Origin of the sequence: Umezawaea sp. Da 62-37, assembly GCF_032460545.1 — a bacterium.
Classification (GTDB): domain Bacteria; phylum Actinomycetota; class Actinomycetes; order Mycobacteriales; family Pseudonocardiaceae; genus Umezawaea.
This window is the reverse complement of sequence record NZ_CP135965.1, coordinates 1,955,348-1,972,915: the sequence shown is the minus strand read 5'-3', so window position 1 is coordinate 1,972,915 and position 17,568 is coordinate 1,955,348. Positions and strand designations below refer to the sequence as shown.

General features: G+C 70.1%; 11 protein-coding genes. 9 read left to right on the top strand and 2 right to left on the bottom strand.

Annotation, left to right across the window (positions count from 1 at the left end; all coding sequences use genetic code 11):
* Nucleotides 1-17: 17 nt before the first annotated feature.
* On the bottom strand, nt 18-887 hold the full coding sequence (locus RM788_RS08415; protein WP_315930997.1) for an oxidoreductase: 870 nt from the start codon (nt 885-887) through the stop codon (nt 18-20).
* A 327-nt stretch (nt 888-1,214) separates the two neighbouring features.
* Between RM788_RS08415 and RM788_RS08410 the strand changes: the two genes are divergently transcribed.
* The 4 genes from RM788_RS08410 to RM788_RS08395 all read left to right on the top strand — a co-directional run bounded on the left by RM788_RS08410 (nt 1,215) and on the right by RM788_RS08395 (nt 10,910).
* Nucleotides 1,215-3,278, top strand: coding sequence for a putative bifunctional diguanylate cyclase/phosphodiesterase (locus RM788_RS08410; RefSeq protein WP_315930996.1), 2,064 nt, complete (start codon nt 1,215-1,217; stop codon nt 3,276-3,278).
* Nucleotides 3,279-3,535: 257 nt separating this feature from the next.
* Nucleotides 3,536-6,751: a LamG-like jellyroll fold domain-containing protein gene (locus RM788_RS08405; protein ID WP_315930995.1), complete on the top strand. Its 3,216-nt coding sequence runs from the start codon at nt 3,536-3,538 to the stop codon at nt 6,749-6,751.
* Nucleotides 6,752-7,592: 841 nt separating this feature from the next.
* Nucleotides 7,593-8,813: a hypothetical protein gene (locus tag RM788_RS08400; protein WP_315930994.1), complete on the top strand. Its 1,221-nt coding sequence runs from the start codon at nt 7,593-7,595 to the stop codon at nt 8,811-8,813.
* A 12-nt stretch (nt 8,814-8,825) separates the two neighbouring features.
* Nucleotides 8,826-10,910 carry a tetratricopeptide repeat protein gene (locus RM788_RS08395; RefSeq protein WP_315930993.1) on the top strand — a complete coding sequence of 695 codons (2,085 nt, stop codon included), beginning with the start codon at nt 8,826-8,828 and terminating at the stop codon, nt 10,908-10,910.
* 433 nt (nt 10,911-11,343) lie between these two features.
* Here RM788_RS08395 and RM788_RS08390 read toward each other — a convergent pair whose 3' ends face one another.
* Nucleotides 11,344-12,168, bottom strand: a complete 825-nt coding sequence (locus RM788_RS08390) for an endo alpha-1,4 polygalactosaminidase (RefSeq protein WP_315930992.1) — start codon at nt 12,166-12,168, stop codon at nt 11,344-11,346.
* 351 nt (nt 12,169-12,519) lie between these two features.
* Between RM788_RS08390 and RM788_RS08385 the strand changes: the two genes are divergently transcribed.
* The 5 genes from RM788_RS08385 (at nt 12,520) to RM788_RS08365 (ending at nt 17,567) form a co-directional block, all read left to right on the top strand.
* Complete coding sequence (locus RM788_RS08385) at nt 12,520-13,800, top strand: ABC transporter substrate-binding protein (protein ID WP_315930991.1); 1,281 nt, start codon at nt 12,520-12,522, stop codon at nt 13,798-13,800.
* Nucleotides 13,797-14,741 carry a carbohydrate ABC transporter permease gene (locus RM788_RS08380; RefSeq protein ID WP_315930990.1) on the top strand — a complete coding sequence of 315 codons (945 nt, stop codon included), beginning with the start codon at nt 13,797-13,799 and terminating at the stop codon, nt 14,739-14,741. The genes RM788_RS08385 and RM788_RS08380 overlap by 4 nt, the downstream gene beginning before the upstream one ends.
* Nucleotides 14,738-15,571 (top strand): carbohydrate ABC transporter permease, encoded by an 834-nt coding sequence (locus RM788_RS08375; protein ID WP_315930988.1) that lies wholly within the window; start codon nt 14,738-14,740, stop codon nt 15,569-15,571. Before RM788_RS08380 ends, RM788_RS08375 begins: the two co-directional genes overlap by 4 nt.
* A gap of 149 nt (nt 15,572-15,720) precedes the next feature.
* Nucleotides 15,721-16,674, top strand: a complete 954-nt coding sequence (locus RM788_RS08370) for an SIS domain-containing protein (RefSeq protein WP_315930987.1) — start codon at nt 15,721-15,723, stop codon at nt 16,672-16,674.
* A gap of 5 nt (nt 16,675-16,679) precedes the next feature.
* On the top strand, nt 16,680-17,567 hold the full coding sequence (locus tag RM788_RS08365) for a 1-phosphofructokinase family hexose kinase (RefSeq protein ID WP_315930986.1): 888 nt from the start codon (nt 16,680-16,682) through the stop codon (nt 17,565-17,567).
* Nucleotide 17,568 lies beyond the last annotated feature (1 nt).

Genomic DNA, 17,568 nt, shown 5'->3' with positions numbered 1-17,568 from the left:
GTCTTCCCGGTCGCGGCTCAGACCGCGAGTTCCCTGCCGGTGCGGGTGAGCTCGCTCGACAGGTCCCACAGGTCCCGCGCGAGCTCCGGGTCGCGGGCGGTCTTCGACGGCGTGCCGAGCGCCGGGTGGCCCTTGAACCCGCCGAGCCGGTCCGGGCCGACGTACGAGCCACCGGGGACGTCCTGCGTGGCGGCGTACAGGGTCGGCAGCGCGCCGTGCTCGACGTCGTTGAAGAGGAAGCTCATCCGGGGGACCACCCCGGAGACGCCCTTGACGTGGGAGGTCAGCGAGGTCTTCGCGATGCCGGGGTGCGCGACCACCGAGCGCGACGGCCCGGTCAGCCTGCGGTCCAGTTCCAGCGCGAACAGCACGTCGGCGAGCTTGGAGTCGTTGTACGCCTGGAGGGCGTTGTACTCGCGGCCGGTCCAGTTGAGGTCGGTCAGCGACAGCTTCCCCAGCCGGTGCAGCTGCGAGGCGATCGTCACGACCCGGTCGGTCACGTGCGGCAGCAGCAGGTTGGTGAGAGCGAACGGGCCCAGGTAGTTCGTCGCGATCTGGAGTTCGAAACCCTCCTCCGTGCGCGACTCGGGGACCTGCATGATCCCGGCGTTGTTGACGAGCACGTCGATCGGCCCGGTCCACGCCTCGGCGAACGCCCGCACCGAACGCTGGCTGCTCACGTCCAGCTCCCGCACCTCCGTGCGCCCCGGCATGGCCGCGGCGACCCGCGACCCCTTCGCGGTGTCGCGCACCGCCAGCACGACCCGCGCGCCCGCCCTCGCCAGCTCCCGCGCGGTGACCAGCCCGATCCCGCCGGACGCGCCGGTGACCACCACCGTGCGACCCGTCATGTCCGGCACGTCCGCCGCGGTCCACTTCTTCGTCATCGCTTCTCCCGCTGTGAGCACCTCGCCGACCACGTCGGCCCCACCACGAGCTTGCGGAGTTCCGGCGGGGCCAACCAGGTCGAGCCCAGCCACTGCTCGCCGAGCAGTGGATCCCGCCGACTCCGCGCGACGGCCGGACATGGACATGGCGGCTTGAGCGGGCGTGGGGGGTAAAGCCCTGAAGATCAACCACCGCACTAGCGGAGAGTCACCTGTTCGGACTACCCGCCACGATCGTGTGGCGGAGCTTCACGCTGACGGCCGAGTCGATGAAGACCACCAGTAGGTAAACTCGCGCACCCCGACATCCCAAGCAGGCCAACACTTATGCGCACATCAGGCCAGGGCTCCGATGCCGTTCCGACTTCGACCAACCACGCCCGCAAAAGGGCGGGGCTCGCCCGCAAGTGGACCTACCTGCTGAGCGGGGTGGTCGTCGTCCCGTTGACGGGCGAAGAGCTGGGGCGCGAGCTGGGCGACCAGCTCGACGTCCTCTGCGACGAACTGCACTCCGGGTCGTCCGGCGCCGCGGCGCTGGAAGCGCTGGGCGAACGCCTGTGCGGCCTGGGCTACATCGGCGAGCACGGACTGCGCTGCACGCTGGAGGTGCTGGGCAAGGGACTGCTGGCGCTGCCGGAGTTCCGGCCCGTGGAGTCCTCCGCCGAGCGGATCGTGCTCGGGCTCGGCGCGTTCGCGGTCGGCTTCCTCGCCGCCGACCGCCGTTCGGTGATCGCGCAGCAGGAGAGCATGCAGATGTCGCTGTTCAAGGCGGTGCGCGACGCGAAGTCGAACCTGCGCGAGAGCGAGGCGCGCTTCGACGAGGTGGCCACGTCCTCGACCAGCGGCATCATGATCATCGGGCTGGACGGCGAGCTGGTGCGCGCCAACGCCGCGATCGGCGACATCCTCGGCTACCTGCCCGCGGAGCTGACCGGCACGACGCTGTTCGACCTGGTGCACCCGGACTCCGCGGAAGTCCTGCGCGACGCGATGGACAAGCTGCTCGACGGCAGCGAGACCCGGATCAGGCAGTCGCAGCGCCTTCTGCGCAAGGACGGTGAGATAGCCAGGATCTCGCTCACCACGTCGCTGCTGCGCGACGCCGACGAGGAGCCGACCCACCTCGTCATCGTGGTCGAGGACGGCACCGAACTCATGCTCCTGCAAGGGGAGCTGAAGCGGCAGGTGCTGCACGACGTGCTCACCGGCCTGCCCAACCGGCAGTACTTCAGCACCCACCTGGAGAGCGCGCTGCGCCGCGCCGACCCGGCTCGCGGCGTGACGCTGTTCCACCTGGACCTCGACGCGTTCGGCATGGTGTGCAACAGCCTGGGCAGGCGGGTCGGCGACCGGCTGCTGGTGCACGTCGCCCAGCGGCTCAAGGAGGTCATGGCCGACGAGCGGTCCATGGTCGCCCGCTTCGACGGCGACGAGTTCGGCATCCTGGTGGAGAACTCCGCCACCACGCCGGACGTCGCGACCATCGTGTCGAACATCAACGCCGACCTGGCGGAACCGACCTTCGTGGACGACCACGGCCTCGCCGTGTCGGTGAGCGTCGGTGTGGTGCACCGCCCGTCCCGCGACCTCGACCCGACCGAGCTGCTGCGCGCCGCCGACCTCGCGCTGCGCCGGGCCAAGACCCGCCGCGGCCAGTGGGAGATGTTCCACCCCGACCAGGACGCCCACGACCGCGAGGCGCAGGCGCTCGCCGTGTCGATGCCGGGCGCGTGGGAGCAGGGCGAGGTCAGCGTCGTCTACCGCCGCGCGGTGCGGCTGTCCGACGGCCGCACGGCGGGCGTGGAGGCGCGGCTGCTCTGGGACCACCCGGAACTCGGCGCGCTGGAGCACGACCGGTGCGCCGCGCTGGCGGACCAGACCGGTCTGATGCTGCCGGTCGGCGAGTGGCTCATCCGTTCGGCTGCCGGGCAGGCGGTGTGGTGGAAGGAGTACCCGCTGATCGTCTGCCTGACGAGCTACCAGGCTTCCGACGCGGACCTGGCGTCCCGCGTGGTCCGGGTGCTCGCGGACACCGGTCTGCGGCCCGGCCTGTTGACCATCGGCATGTCCGTCCACGCGCTGGAGGTGGCCGAGGCCGCCGACAACTTCCGCGTGCTCGCCGACATGGGCGTCACGACGATGATCGACGAGTTCGGCGGCGGCACGGTCGACCTCGCGCTGCTGGACGACCTGCCGGTGAAGTCGGTCCGGCTGTCCCGGTCGCCGTTCGTGGGTGAACTGGCGGCCCTGGTGCACGACTCGGGCGCGGCCGTGGTGGTCGACGGCGTCGACACGGCCGACCAGGAGGCGTCCTGGCGCTCCGCGAAGGCGGACCTGGCCATGGGCGACCTGTACGGCGCCCCGTGCCCGCCGGGTGACATCAGCCTGTAACAGGACGGCCACATCGCCTCACGGCCCGTGGTCGGTTCTGTCGATGCCGCCGCTCCGGCCCGTTCGGGGCGGACGGCTGCTCAAGGCGCGGTCAGGGCCCTCCACGCCGTCGTCGGGGAGGGCTGGTTCGTCATGTCCGGTATGTCCGCGCAAGACAAATTGATGTGCGCTGCTGTTGTTCTCTGTTGAAACATGTTAGTAATCGAGGAAGTTTGTGAGGTGTCTCACGCCCTGCGCCGCCAGGAAGGGAACGCTCCATGCCACGACCACCCCTGCGACCACTCGTCGCGGTCCTCCTGATGATCCTCTCCGTGCTCGCGATACCCACGGGGGTGGCGTCCGCCGCACCGGAGACCGCGGCCGTCGTGCACGGTCTGAAGGGCGAGTACTACCGGATGTCCGCGCCGGGAGCCCGCGACTTCGCCCAGCTGGGCGGGGTGCTGCTGGACCCGAACTTCGACCTGCCGGGGCTGGTGGGGACGTTCGAGTCCCTCACCGGGCAGACCGAGAACACCACCGCGCGCTGGACGGGCAAGATCACCGCCCCCGCGACCGGCGACTACACGTTCTCGCTGATCGGCGACAACGGGTTCCGCTTCTTCATCGACGACCAGCCGGTCATCGACCACTGGGTCGGGGACTGGGACGTCGAGCAGAACAGCCAGCCGGTGCACCTGGTGGCCGGTGAGGCGCACAACCTGCGCATGGAGATGTTCCAGGACATCGGCGGCGCGAACCTCTACCTCCGCTGGGCGGCTCCCGGCCTGGCCAAGCAGATCGTCCCGGAGTCGGCGTTCACCCCGCCGGACGGCTTCCAGGTCTACCCCGCCGACTTCACCCTCGCCACGGACGGCCTGAAGCTCACCGCGGACTTCGAGAAGAACGTCACGAGCCTCGGCCAGCTGGCGTCGCACCTCGTGGTCGAGGCCGACACCACGCCGATGCCGATCAAGTCCGTGAAGATCGCGAACGACAAGTCGCAGGTCCTCGTGACCCTGTCCCAGCCCGTGCAGAAGGGGCAGCGCGTCCGGGTCAACTACGACGGCGCCGGCGGCCTCGCGGTGGGCGGCGAGACCGTGCCGCAGATCGTCCGCAGCGCCACGAACAACTCGACGCACCGCCTGACCACGGAGTGGGGCGACGACCTCGACCGCGACCACCCGCTACCGGAGTACCCGCGGCCGCAGCAGACCCGCGAGGACTGGGTCAACCTGAACGGCCAGTGGGAGTTCGCCGCCGCCAAGGCGGGCGAGCAGCCGGTGTTCGGCAAGACCCTCGCCGAGAAGGTCACCGTGCCGTTCCCGATCGAGTCCCAGCTCTCCGGGCTCGAACGCCACGAGGACCACATGTTCTACCGCAAGCTCGTCACGGTGCCGCGCGACTGGCGCATCGGGTCCGGGCAGCGGCTCAAGCTCAACTTCGGCGCCGTCGACAACCACGCCCTCGTGTACGTCAACGGCAAGCTGGTCGCCGACCACACCGGTGGCTACACGGCGTTCACCGCCGACGTCACCGACGCCCTCAAGGGCACCGGCAAGCAGGAGATCGTCGTCGCGGTGACCGACACGACCGGCGCGGACCAGCCGATCGGCAAGCAGTCGACCAACCCCGGCGGCATCGTCTACACGCCGAGCTCGGGCATCTGGCAGACCGTGTGGCTGGAGCCGGTGCCCGACGTGGCCATCGACGACATCGTCACGACGCCGGACCTGGCGACGAACTCGCTGACCGTGCAGGTGCGGTCGGCCAAGGCGTCGGCCTCGGCGAAGGTGACCGCGACGGCCCGTGACAAGAAGGGCAAGAAGGTCGGCAGCGCGACCGGCGCCGCGGGTGCCGCGCTCACGGTGAAGATCGACAAGCCGCACCTGTGGAGCCCGGACGACCCCTACCTCTACGACCTCGACGTGTCGCTGGAGCAGGGCCGGTCCAAGGACTCCGTCGGCAGCTACTTCGGCATGCGCTCGATCAAGGTCGAGAACGTGGGCGGCTTCCCGAAGCTCGTGCTCAACGGCTCGCCGATCTTCTCCCTGGCCACGCTGGACCAGGGCTTCTTCCCCGACGGGCTCTACACCGCGCCGAGCGACGAGGCGCTGCGGTGGGACCTGGAGGAGACGAAGAAGCTGGGCTTCAACGCCGTCCGCAAGCACATCAAGGTCGAGCCCGCCCGCTGGTACCACCACGCGGACGAGCTGGGACTGCTGGTGTGGCAGGACTTCGTGTCCGGCGACCTGAGGAGCAAGGCCGGTCAGGACCAGTTCGTCGAGGAGGCCCGGCGCGAGGTCGAGCAGCTGCACAACTCGCCGTCGATCATCGGCTGGGTCGTGTTCAACGAGGGCTGGGGCGAGTGGGACCGCACGGCGACCGGCCAGCTGGCCGAAGCCGTCAAGGCCTCGGACCCGAGCCGCGTCGTCAACGCGCACAGCGGCGTGAACTGCTGCTCGTCCAAGGGCGACTCGGGCAAGGGCGAGGTGATCGACCACCACGACTACAACAACAACGATCCCGCGTTCCCGGACGCGACCCGCGTGGCCATGGACGGCGAGCACGGCGGCTTCACGCTGCGCACCCCAGGGCACATGTGGCCCGGCCCGCCCGCCGCGATCTACAGCGGTGTGAAGGACAAGGCGGCGCTGACCGCCAAGTACGTCGACAACACGCGGACCTTCTACCTGGAGGCCGCGCGAGCCGAGCTGTCGGGTTCGGTCTACACCCAGATCACCGACCTGGAGACCGAGCTCAACGGCCTGTGGACCTACGACCGGCGCGGGATCAAGGTCGATCCCAAGCCGGTGCGCGAGATCAACCAGCAGGTCATCAAGGCGGGTTCCCAGGCGGGCAAGCCCGTCGCGTACGCGGGCCGCGGCACCTGGGCGCTCGACGAGGGCAAGGGCACGGCGTCCCGTGACCGCAGCGGCGGCCGCAGCGACCTCGCGCTCAAGGGCGACACCAAGTGGGTGCCCGGCCTGAGCGGGTCGGCGCTGTCGTTCGACGGCGACGGCGACTACGCCGAGACGGCGGGTCCGGTCCTCGACACCACGAAGGACTACTCCGTGGCCGCGTGGGTGACGCTGGACAAGCTGCCGGGCAACTTCGCCACGGCGGTCAGCCAGGACGGCCGCCAGACCGAGAACCCGTTCTACCTCCAGTACGGGCAGGGGGCGTTCGCCTTCAGCACTCCGGGCGGCAACCGCGCCAGGTTCACCGTCGCCCCCGAGCTGAACCGCTGGTACCAGCTGGTCGGCGTGCGCGACCACACCACCGGTGAGGTCAGGCTGTTCGTGGACGGCCAGCGCGTGGGCACCTCGCCCGCGGGCCCGGACGTCACCAGCACCGGCCCGTTGTCCGTGGGGCGCGCGAAGTACGCGGGCGCCAAGGGCGACTTCTGGTCGGGCGCGGTCGACTCGGTCCACGCGTACAGCCGTGCGCTGACCGACCAGGAGGTGACGGCGCTCTACACGGCGGAGAAGCGCTGATGTAGTCCGTGCACGGGGCCGGGGCGGTGGGGTTCGCGACCACCGCCCCGGCCCTTCGCCGTGCACGGGACCGACCGCTCGTCCGAACGCGGTCCCGTCGCCGCCGAACGCCCTGGGATGACAGCGTTGACCTGCGGCTTTCCGCAACGGAGGCAGGTCGCGGCAAACGTTCGAACCGGACACGGGGCGCGAACGGGACTCGGCCGTCCGGGTGGCCGCGGCGGACTCGACAGGACGCAGTCGCGGCCGGTGGCGTCGCGCACCGTGGCGTGGCGCCGGGAGCGCGGTCGAAAGTTTGCAGGATGTCACTCACCGTGGGCCGCCCTTCGGCGCAGCGCGCGGGTTCATCCCCCGTTGCGGATCCGTTCATCCGACGGGCTCCGAGCAGGACTTGGCGGGTTTTGTCCGGGCAAGCGCAAGAAGTGGTGCGCGACAAATCGGGAGTAGCCCGCGGTGACCACTCTTACGGTCTATGGTTGCGAATCCTTTCGGCGACTTAACCTCAGCCGGCGTCGAGCGCACCGAAATGCGCACCGGAGACAGGGTAATGGGTGCATCAGCATCTTTTATCGCGACGCCTTCGCGGATTTCCGCCGTGCGCGCCCCACAAAGCGCGGGGCGGCCGCACGTGTCTTCCGGAGCGTCCACTCCCCAGGAGGCGTTGTGAACCCGAAGATGAAGAAGATCACGATCCGCAAGGCCGGTCCGGTCCGCCTGATCGCCGCCGCGTGCTCGCAGTACAAGGTCCCCACGCTCCCCGCGAGCTGATCCCGGACCGGGCGTGACCTGCGTGGTCACGCCCGGCACGGCCTTGTTCCACCCGCACGCGAAGGGATCGTGGATGAGCGACTCGGAGGTGCTGAGCGCGGAGCCCGGCGGCGTCGCCGACCTCGGGCGCCCGCTCCGGCTGCACCCGCTGGTCTACCTGCCGGACGGGGACGACGTCACCGTCGGCCGTCGGGACATCGATTCCTACGCGGTCCTCCCGCCGGACGGCGCCGCGCTGGTCCGAAAAATGGAGGAAGGACTTCCACCGGCCGCCGCGGCCCTCTGGTACGAAGCCGAATACGGTGAACCGGTCGACATCGCGGACGTGGTCGGCGCGCTGCACGAATTCGAATTCGTGCGATCGGCGGACGGAATGGCACCGGAGGCGCCCGCCGTCCGATGGCAGCGGACCGGACGCGCGCTGTTCTCCCCGCCCGCCTGGTTCCTCTACGGCGCCCTGGCGGTCTGGGCGCTGGTGGCGATGGTCGTGCACGCCGACCTCCGGCCGACCTACCGCAACATCTTCTACGTCGAGTACTACTCGGTCATCCAGGCGACCCTGTTCGTCGCCGCGCTGCCGCTGTTGCTGCTGCACGAGTCGTTCCACGCGCTGGCGGGCCGCCGCCTCGGCCTGCCGTCGTCGCTGCACGTCGGCAGGCGGCTGTACTTCATCGTCCTGGAGACCTCCATGGACGGCCTGGTGTCCGTGCCGCGCAGGCAGCGCTACCTGCCGATCGTCGCCGGGATCATGGTCGACCTCGTGGTCGTGGCGGGTCTGACCGTGGCCGCCGACCTCACCCGGCAGCCCGGCGGCGCGCTCTCCCTCGGCGGCCGGTTCTGCCTGGCGGTCGCGTTCGCGACGCTCCTGCGGGTGGCGTGGCAGTTCTCGTTCTTCCTGCGCACGGACCTGTACGTGCTGGTCAGCACCGCGCTGGGCTGCGTGGACCTGCACACCGCCGCCAAGCAGGCGGTCGCCAACAAGGTCCACCGGCTCCTCGGCCGCCGCGACCGGCTGCACGACGAGTCCGCCTGGCACCCCGTGGACCGCCGGGTCGTCCGCTGGTACTCGTGGTTCGTGCTGGTCGGCTACGCCGTCAGCCTCACCACGTTCGCGCTGGCACTGGCCCCGGTCACGTACTTCATGTTCCGCGGCGTGTTCACCCGCCTGGCCGACGGCAGCGGGGCGACGGCCCTCCAACTGCTGGACTCGACGGTCTTCCTCACCTTCTCGCTCGTCCCGATCGTCGTCTACGGGCTGCTCGCCCTGCGCGACCGGCGTCGCAAGCGCGTCTGAAAGGACAACGCCATGACCCGCCACCACTGGCTCCGGTCCCGCCACCTCGCCGACCGCGCCAGGCTGCGCGACGGCCTCGACCTGCCGCCGGTCCTCGCGGTCGTGGACGCGCACCGCGGGTTGCGCGGCCCGTACTCCGCGGCGGGCGCGCTGATGCGGGCGATCGCCGTGGACGCGTTCATCCGCCGCCCCGAACTGGCCGCGCGGCACAACATCGAGGTCGCCACGGTGGCCCCCGAACTGGCCGGTGCGGTGCCGCCCGCGTGGGCGACGCTGGAGTGGACGGTCGCCGACGAGGAGCGCACCCGGTTCTACTCGCGCCTGCACACGCTCAACATCGCCAACGGGCTCGCGGAGTTCCTCAAGGTCTACCTCGACGAACTGGGCGGGCCGCGGACGCTGGTCGTGGAGAACGTCCACGAGGCCGACCCGACCGACCACGAGTTCGTCGCGGTCCTGCTGCGCCGCACCGACCTGCCGAACCTCGTGGTCGTCGTCGGCACCGGCACCGACCCGGTCGTCGATCCCCGCGGCGAGCTCGCGATCTCGTTGAGCGAGGTGCTCGCCGAACACGCCCGCGCCACCCAGGCCACCGCGGTCCGCCCACCCGCGGCCGAGCCCGCGGACGTGCCCGCACTGGCCAAGGCCTACGTGGACAGCGACTGCACCAGCGACGACCCGGCGCTGCGCGCGGCCTACGACCAGGTGGAGCCGCAGTTCCGGGCCGCGCTGCACGACGCTCGTCGGGTCGACCTGGTCGCCACCGGCGAACCGTCGTGGGCGTTGGGCGCGATCACCCACCACGCCGCCCTCGGCGGCGATCCGATGGGCGCGGGCGCCGACTCGCTCAAGCGCGCGATGGGCCACTGCCGCAAAGTGGGCCTCTACCACGCGTCCGCCGAGATCGGCATGCGCGGCCGCGCGCTCGTCGACCACACCACGCACCCCGAGCTGTGGTGGCACTTCACCGAGGGCGCCAGCACCTCACTGGCGTCGGTGAGCCGCGCCGACGAGGCCGAGGCGATCTACGACGACGCCCGCGCCGTGTCCGACGACCCCAAGCTGCACATGAACCTCGCCTACGGCAGCGCCATGCTCTACGCCCGGCACTTCACCGAGGACCGCCGCGACTTCCACCGGGCCCGCGGCTGGATGAACCTCGCCATCGCGCTGGCGAGCCAACTCCCCGACCCCAAGGAACGCGCGTTCCACACCGTCTTCAGCCGCAACGGCCTCGCGCTCGTGGAGGTGCGGCAGGGCAAGGTCGGCCAGGCGCTGCGCCTGCTGGAGGACGGCATGGCCAAGCTCGACGACGAACTGGCCGAGGGCGAACACGCCCTGCACCGCTCCGTCCTGCGCTACAACCGCGCCCAGGTCTTCGCCATGACCGGCAGGCTGGAGGAAGCACTCGTCGACTACCAGGCCGTCGCCGACCTGGACCCCGGTTTCCCCGAGCACCACTTCCACGTCGGCACCGTGCTCCGCAAACTGGACCGCAACACCGAAGCCCTGGAAGCGTTCCGCCGCGTCCTGCCGCTGTCGCCACCGTTCCCGGAAGTGCACTACAACCTCGCCGACTGCCTACTGGAACTGGGCGACCTCGAAGGCGCGCTCGCGGAATTCGACTACGTGGTCCAACTGGACCCCCGCCACGTCGAAGCCCACGTCAACCGCTCCAGCCTCCGCTGCGACCTCGGCTCCCCCCACGCCTGGCAGAACACCGAAACCGGCCTCCTCCTGGCCCCCGCCAACCCGCACCTGCTCTCGCTCAAAGCCAGACTCCTGGCAGAACAAGGCGACCCCACCACCGCCCGCGCACTGCTCGAGGAGGTCACCCGCACGAACCCCACCTTCGCCCCGGCCTGGGCCATCCTCGGCCAACTCCGCTACGAAACCGCCGACCTCCCCGGCGCCCTGTCCGACCTCACCCAAGCCGTCAGCCTCGCCGACACCCCCGAGACCCGCTACAACCGCGCGATCGTCTTCGAACAGTCAGGCCGCTACACCGACGCCGCCACCGACTACCGCCACGTCCTCGACAACTCCGACGACGAAGACACCCGCACCCGCCTCGAACACTGCCTGTCACACGCCTGAAGCCGGACAAGGCCAACCCACAAGCACCACACAACCGAGCAGGTCCAGCCGCAGCACCACAGAACCGAGCAAACCACCCGACCAGGAGCACCGAGCACCAACACCAGGCACCGAGCACCGACAAACCGAGCGCGCCCGCATCCGTTCGGCCGACTTGACTTGGGGTTTTCGGCCCTACCCTCGCGGTGGCGGGCAGGTCACCACCACCTGCCCTTCAAGACCGCCGAGGGCCGAAAAGAGGGGCCCCAAGTCAAGTCGGCCGAACCCGGAGAACGGCGGCCACTGATACCCGGTGTCGAGCTGCCGCGAACCAAACCGGCGACAACCCACGGCCCCCACCCGGCACCGAACCGCCCAAACCCACCCCACTCCACCCCAAAAAACCACAACGCCCGCCGGCCAACACACCGACGAGCGTCGCAGCCCCACCCGATCAGCAGTGCTGGTAGATGTAATCCCGATTCCCGGGCCCGACAAGCTCCCGGTCCCTCAAAGTCGTAGTCGCAGGACGGTCACCACTGCGGCACACCGTCGAGAACGGCCCGTTCGGCAGGTTGTCCGTGTACTCGACGTCCATCACCAGCGACCCGTACTCGTCGCTGTAGTCGGCGCACTCCTCGTAGGCGAAGCACTCCTCGGCGAACGCGAAGTCGAAGCCGACCTCGTTGTGCGCCCGCTCGCTCACCTCGGCCGAGTTCTTCTGCCCGATCGCGAGCCCGAGCGCGTGCGCCCGCTGCTGGAGCAGCTTCGCGTACGCCAGGTTGTGGTCGACCGTCAGCTTGCCCTTCGACCGCCCGTAGGAATCCAGGTTGTCGATCTCCAGCCCCTTGAACCCGCGCTGCGAGCACCGCGTGATGGCCTCGTCCGCGATCGCGGCGAGCCTGGTGCGCTTGGTGGCGGTCGAGGTGTCCAGGATGAACTCGTCCGGCCATTCCGGGTCGACGATCGGCTTGCCGTTGGAACCGGTGACCAGCAGGTCCTTGCGCTGGTTCAGCCAGAGGTCGTGTTCTTCGGGCTGCGTCTGGAACCCGTTCACGTAGCAGATGTTGTAGATGCCGGCTGCCGGTGAGGCGGTGCTGTCGCGCGTCACGATGGTGACGCCCGCCGGAGGCGTGTAGGCGGCGCCGAGCTGGTAGTCCAGGATCCCCGGCAGAGGGGGCAGCTGGATCGCCGTCGCTCCGGGGTCGTCGGCCAACGGCTGGGGCGCTGCCTGCGCCGTCGCCCCGGTGGCGCAGAGCACCACGACGAGGCTGGTCACCGCTGCTTTTCCGAGTACTGAGGTGAGGGGTGCCATAGACGTACGAAGCTCCTTAATCGCTCATCAAGTTTGATTGCTTCTGATCGATTAAACTACAACGCCGTCACATTTGGGTACCCCTAGTAGTGGGGGACCATCCGAGGTGGGTCTCGTTCGTGGGACTACGAAAAGGGTATGAAAGGTGGAGCCCTTGCTGCGGCCAGTGGTTCAGATCCAGAAGAGACACTTTGATCGTTCGGGCACGAAAAGTGAACGATTCTGAGCTTTTACCTGCGTTCCCTTGCTGATGTGAGCGGTTCTGTTCTAGCGTGACCGGCCTCAACCAAAACCAAGCACCACCAGGAGGCCCGGATGACACAGGGACGCGGACTGAGTCGGCGGGCGGCCCTGACCTTGGCGGCCACGCTCGCGCTGACCGCGGCCTGTGGAGGCGGCAAGAGCGGTTCCGGTGGTGGCGACAAGGTGACGGTGTGGCACGGCTACACCGACCAGGAGGGCGAGGCGCTCACCAAGCTGGCCGACCGCTGGAACTCCGAGCACCCCGACAACCAGGTCGAGATGGTGTTCAACGGCGGCAACGACAACGTCCTGCAGAAGACGCTGGCCGCGTTCGTGGCGGGCAACCCGCCGACCGTGGCCTACCAGTTCGGCTCCTCGCTCTCCGGCCTCGCCGAGCGCCCGCAGACCCAGGACCTGACGTCGCTGATCCGCGACGACAAGGACTTCGACTGGGACGACCTGTTCGCGGCGGGCCGCGAGGCCTCGACCGTGAACGGCAAGATCTACGGCGTCCCCGCGCTCGTCGACAACCTCTCCCTGGTCTACAACAAGAAGCTCTTCGACGAGGCGGGCATCGCCTACCCGACGGAGACGTGGACCTGGGAGGACTTCCGCTCGGCGGCGGCGAAGCTGACGGTCTCCGGCGACCGGTTCGGCTGGTCCTACTCCAACGACGGCTCCGAGGACACGGTCTGGCGCTTCCTCGCCCTGCTCTGGCAGGCGGGCGGCGACCTGCTCTCGGCGGACGGGAAGAAGTCCGCGTTCGACTCGGACGCGGGCAAGCAGGCCATGCAGCTGCTGCGCGACATGGCGGTCGAGGACAAGTCCGTCTACCTCGACACCGGCGACCAGCAGTACGTCAACCTCTTCAACTCCGGCCGGATCGGCATGCTCTGGACCGGCCCGTGGGACCTGAGCGGCATCAACGAGGACGTGTCCTACGGCGTGCAGTTCCTGCCCGGCAAGGTCACCCACGCCACGATCGCGGGCCCCGACACGTACGTGGTGTTCGGCGACAACGGGAAGGCCGAGTCGTGGCCGTTCCTGAAGTGGCTGCTGTCGCCGCAGATCCACCTCGAGTTCGCGATGGAGACCGGCCACCTGCCGATCCGCCAGTCCGAGCTGGAGCTGCCCGACTACGCGAAGTTCGAGGAGAAGTACCCCGGCAACAAGGTGTTCGTCGACAACCTCGCGAAGAACGTGTCGAAGGCGCGGCCCAACATCCCGCAGTACCCGGAGATCTCGCAGGCGCTCGGCACCGCGGTGCAGTCGGTCCTGCTGGGCGAGGCGCAGCCCGCCGACGCGCTGGCCGCCGCCCGCACCAAGGTCGACGAGATCCTGGCCGGCTCGTGACCGCTGTCCTCGCACCGCCGCCGCGGGGACCGGTGCGCGACAGGCGCGGGCCCCGCCCCCGGCGGGTCCGCACGGCCGACCACCTGGCCGGGTGGGGGTTCGCGGCTCCCGCGATGGTGGTGATCGGCCTGTTCGGGCTGGTGCCCGTCGTCTGGTCGTTCGTGCTGTCCTTCCAGACGACCGACCTCACCTCGCCCGGCACGTTCGCGGGCGGCGCGAACTACGCCAAGCTCGCCCAGGACCCGCTGTTCTGGGACGCCGGGCGCAGGACGCTGATCTACACGGCCCTTTTCGTGCCGATCACGATGGTGCTCGCCCTGCCCATAGCGGTGCTGCTCAACCAGAAGATCCGCGGCATCACCCTGTACCGGATGGCGGTGTTCGTCCCGCTGGTGACCTCCACGGTCGCCACCGGCATCGTGTTCAGCTGGCTGACCAACCCCCAGTTCGGGTTGGTGAACGCCCTGCTCCAGGGGGTCGGCCTGCCCAAGCAGGGCTTCTTCCAGGACCCCGGCCAGGCGCTGTACGTCCTGGTGGGCATGACGATCTGGGGTTGGCTGGGCTTCGCGGTGATCATCTTCCTGGCCGCCCTGCAGAACGTCCCCCAGGACCTGATGGAGGCCTCCGCGCTCGACGGGTGCAGCCGCTTCCAGTCCTTCTGGCACGTGGAGCTGCCGCAGGCGGCGCCAGCGTCCGGGTTCCTGCTGGTGTGGCTCTCGATCAACGGGTTGCAGCTGTTCGACGAGGTCTACGTGACCACCAAGGGCGGTCCGCTGCGGGCGACCACCGTGCTCGTCTACCACCTCTACAACGAGGCCTTCGTCAGCTTCGACGGCGGCTACGCCGCGGCCATCGGCTGCGTGGTGTTCCTGGTGATCCTGGTGTTCACCGTCGTCCAGCTCGCGTTCAACCGCCGCACCTCCCAATTCGAGGCCCGATGACCACGCTCCGGCTCCACCGACGCCGACGCCGCCCCAGCGCGCTGCACCTGATCCTGCTGCCGCTGTCGCTGATCATGATCGCGCCGCTGGTGTGGATGGTGATGGTCTCCTTCTCCACGCCCGCGGAGTCGCGGCGCTTCCCGCCCGGCCTGCCGAGCGGGCTGGAGTGGCACAACTACGCCGACGCGTGGAACGACGTCCCGCTGGGCTCGTGGCTCTACAACAGCACGGTGGTGTCCGTCGTCTGCGTGGTCGGCAACATCGTGCTCTGCTCGCTGGCGGGCTACGCGTTCGCGCGCATCCGGTTCCTCGGCGGCCGGGTGGCGTTCCTGGCGATCCTGGCGACGCTCATGGTGCCGTTCCAGATCGTCATGCTGCCGCTGCTGATCATGGTCCGCGAGGTGGGCCTGAGCGACACGCTCGGCGCGCTGATCGCGCCCAACCTGGCCACCGCGTTCGGCGTGTTCCTCATGCGGCAGTTCTTCATGACCGTGCCGAGGGAGCTGGAGGAGGCGGCCCGGATCGACGGTGCGGGCAGGCTGCGGATCCTGGCGCAGGTCCTGCTCCCGCTGATGCGCCCGACCCTGGCCACGCTCGCGGTGCTCACGTTCCTGCAGACGTGGAACGACTTCCTCTGGCCGCTGATCGCGATCCACAGCCCCGGCAACATGACGGTGCAGATCGGGTTGCAGAGCTTCCAGGGCTCCCACACGACGAACTGGCCCAAGCTCATGGCGGGAACGGTGCTGAGCCAGTTGCCCGTGCTGCTCGTCTTCTTCGTGGCGCAGCGCTTCTTCGTGCGGTCCATCGCGTCCGTCGGGATCAAGTAGCCACCGGGCCGGGGGAGGGGAGGAGGTCGGGACGGGACAGCGGGCCCCGTTCCGACCTCCGTCCTGCCCTGGTCGACCCTTTGACGCACACAGTCGTCAAACGCTCAAATTTGTTGCTTGATTATGAGCGGTTGTGCTAGAAAACTCTCATGCGCGTACAGCCTCAGCCGTCCGGTGATCAGTCCGACGAGGTGTCCGGCCGCCTCCACACCACCGGCGAGATCGCCTCGCAGCCCGCCTGCTGGCGACGGGCCGCCGAGGTCGCCGCCGACCCCGCGACCGTGCGGGCGCTGCCGCGGCGGGGCGAGCGCGTCGCCGTGGTCGGCTGCGGCACGTCGCTGTTCATGGCGCAGGCCTACGCCCGGCTGCGCGAGGACGCCGGGCACGGCGAGACCGACGCCTTCGCGGCCTCGGAGATGCCCGCGGGCCGCGTCTACGACCGCGTCGTGGCGCTGACCAGGTCGGGAACGACCACCGAGATCCTGGAGATCCTCGCGAGGCTGCGGACGGACTCGCCCTCGACGCCCACGACGGCGATCATCGCCGATCCGGAGACCCCGGTCATGGCGCTGGCGGGCGACGTCGTCGTGCTCGACTTCGCCGACGAGCGGTCCGTCGTGCAGACCCGGTTCGCCACGACGGCGGTCGCACTGCTGCGGGCCCACCTCGGCGAGAGCCTCGACCGCGCCGTCGCCGACGCCGAGCGCGCGCTGGCCGAACCGCTGCCCGCCGGGGTCGCCCAGCGCGAGCAGTTCACGTTCCTGGGCGCCGCGTGGACCACCGGTCTGGCGGCGGAGGCGGCGCTCAAGATGAGGGAGGCGTCCCTGAGCTGGGCCGAGTCCTACCCGGCCGCGGAGTACCGGCACGGTCCCATCGCGATCACCGACGCGCGCTCGGCGGTGTGGGTGCTCGGCACACCGCCCACCGGCCTCGACCGGCAGGTCGGCGCCACCGGCGGCCTGTGGATCGCCCGCGACCGGGACCCGCTGGCCGAGCTGGTGGCCATCCACCGGCTGGCGGTGGAGGTCGCGCTCGGGCGTGGGCTCAACCCCGACACCCCGCGCCACCTGACCCGGTCGGTCATCCTGCGCAGCACCGCCTGATCGCCGTGCGGGCACTCACCGTCACGCTCAACGCGGCCCTCGACGTGACCTACCCGGTCGACCGGCTCACCGCGGGCGCCACCCACCGGGTCGGCGAACCCGCCATCCGGGCGGGCGGCAAGGGCGTCAACGTCGCCAGGGTCCTGCGGGCGCTCGACGTGGCCGTCGTCGCGACCGGCCTGGCCGGGGGCTGCGCCGGGATGCTGCTCGGCGCCGACCTCGTCGCGGCGGGCGTGCCCGAGGCGATGTTCCCGATCGAGGGGGAGACCCGCCGGACGGTGGCCGTCGTCGAGGAGTCCGGCGAGGCGACGATGTTCGCCGAGCCGGGACCGGGCGTCACCGCGGTCGAGTGGGCCGGGTTCCTCCGGCTCTACCGGCGGCTGGCCGCCGAGTCCGACCTGGTCGTGCTGTCCGGGTCCCTGCCGAAGGGCGTACCCGCCGACGCCTACGCCACGCTCGTCCGCGCCGCCGACGTCCCCGTGCTGCTCGACGCGGACGGGCCCGCGCTGGCGGCGGGCGCCGCGGCCGGACCCGCGGTGATCACGCCCAACAGGCTGGAACTGCTCGCCGCGGGCGGCGACGGGGATCCGCTGGCGCTCGGTGCCGCCGCCGCGGTGGTGTCGGACGGCCCGGCCGGGATGACCGCCTACACCGCCGACGGCGTGTGGACCGCGACGCCGGTCGAGTCCGTGGTCGGCAACCCGACCGGAGCCGGGGACGCGGCCGTCGCCGCGCTGGTCGCCTGCTGGCACCTGCCCTGGCCGGAACGCCTGGCCAACGCCGTCGCCCTGTCGGCCGCCGCCGTCCGGTCCCCGCTGGCCGGGGACTTCGACCGCGACTTCTACGAGGACCGCAAGACCCGTGTTCGACCGCGCCGAGTGATCGAGGAGTAGC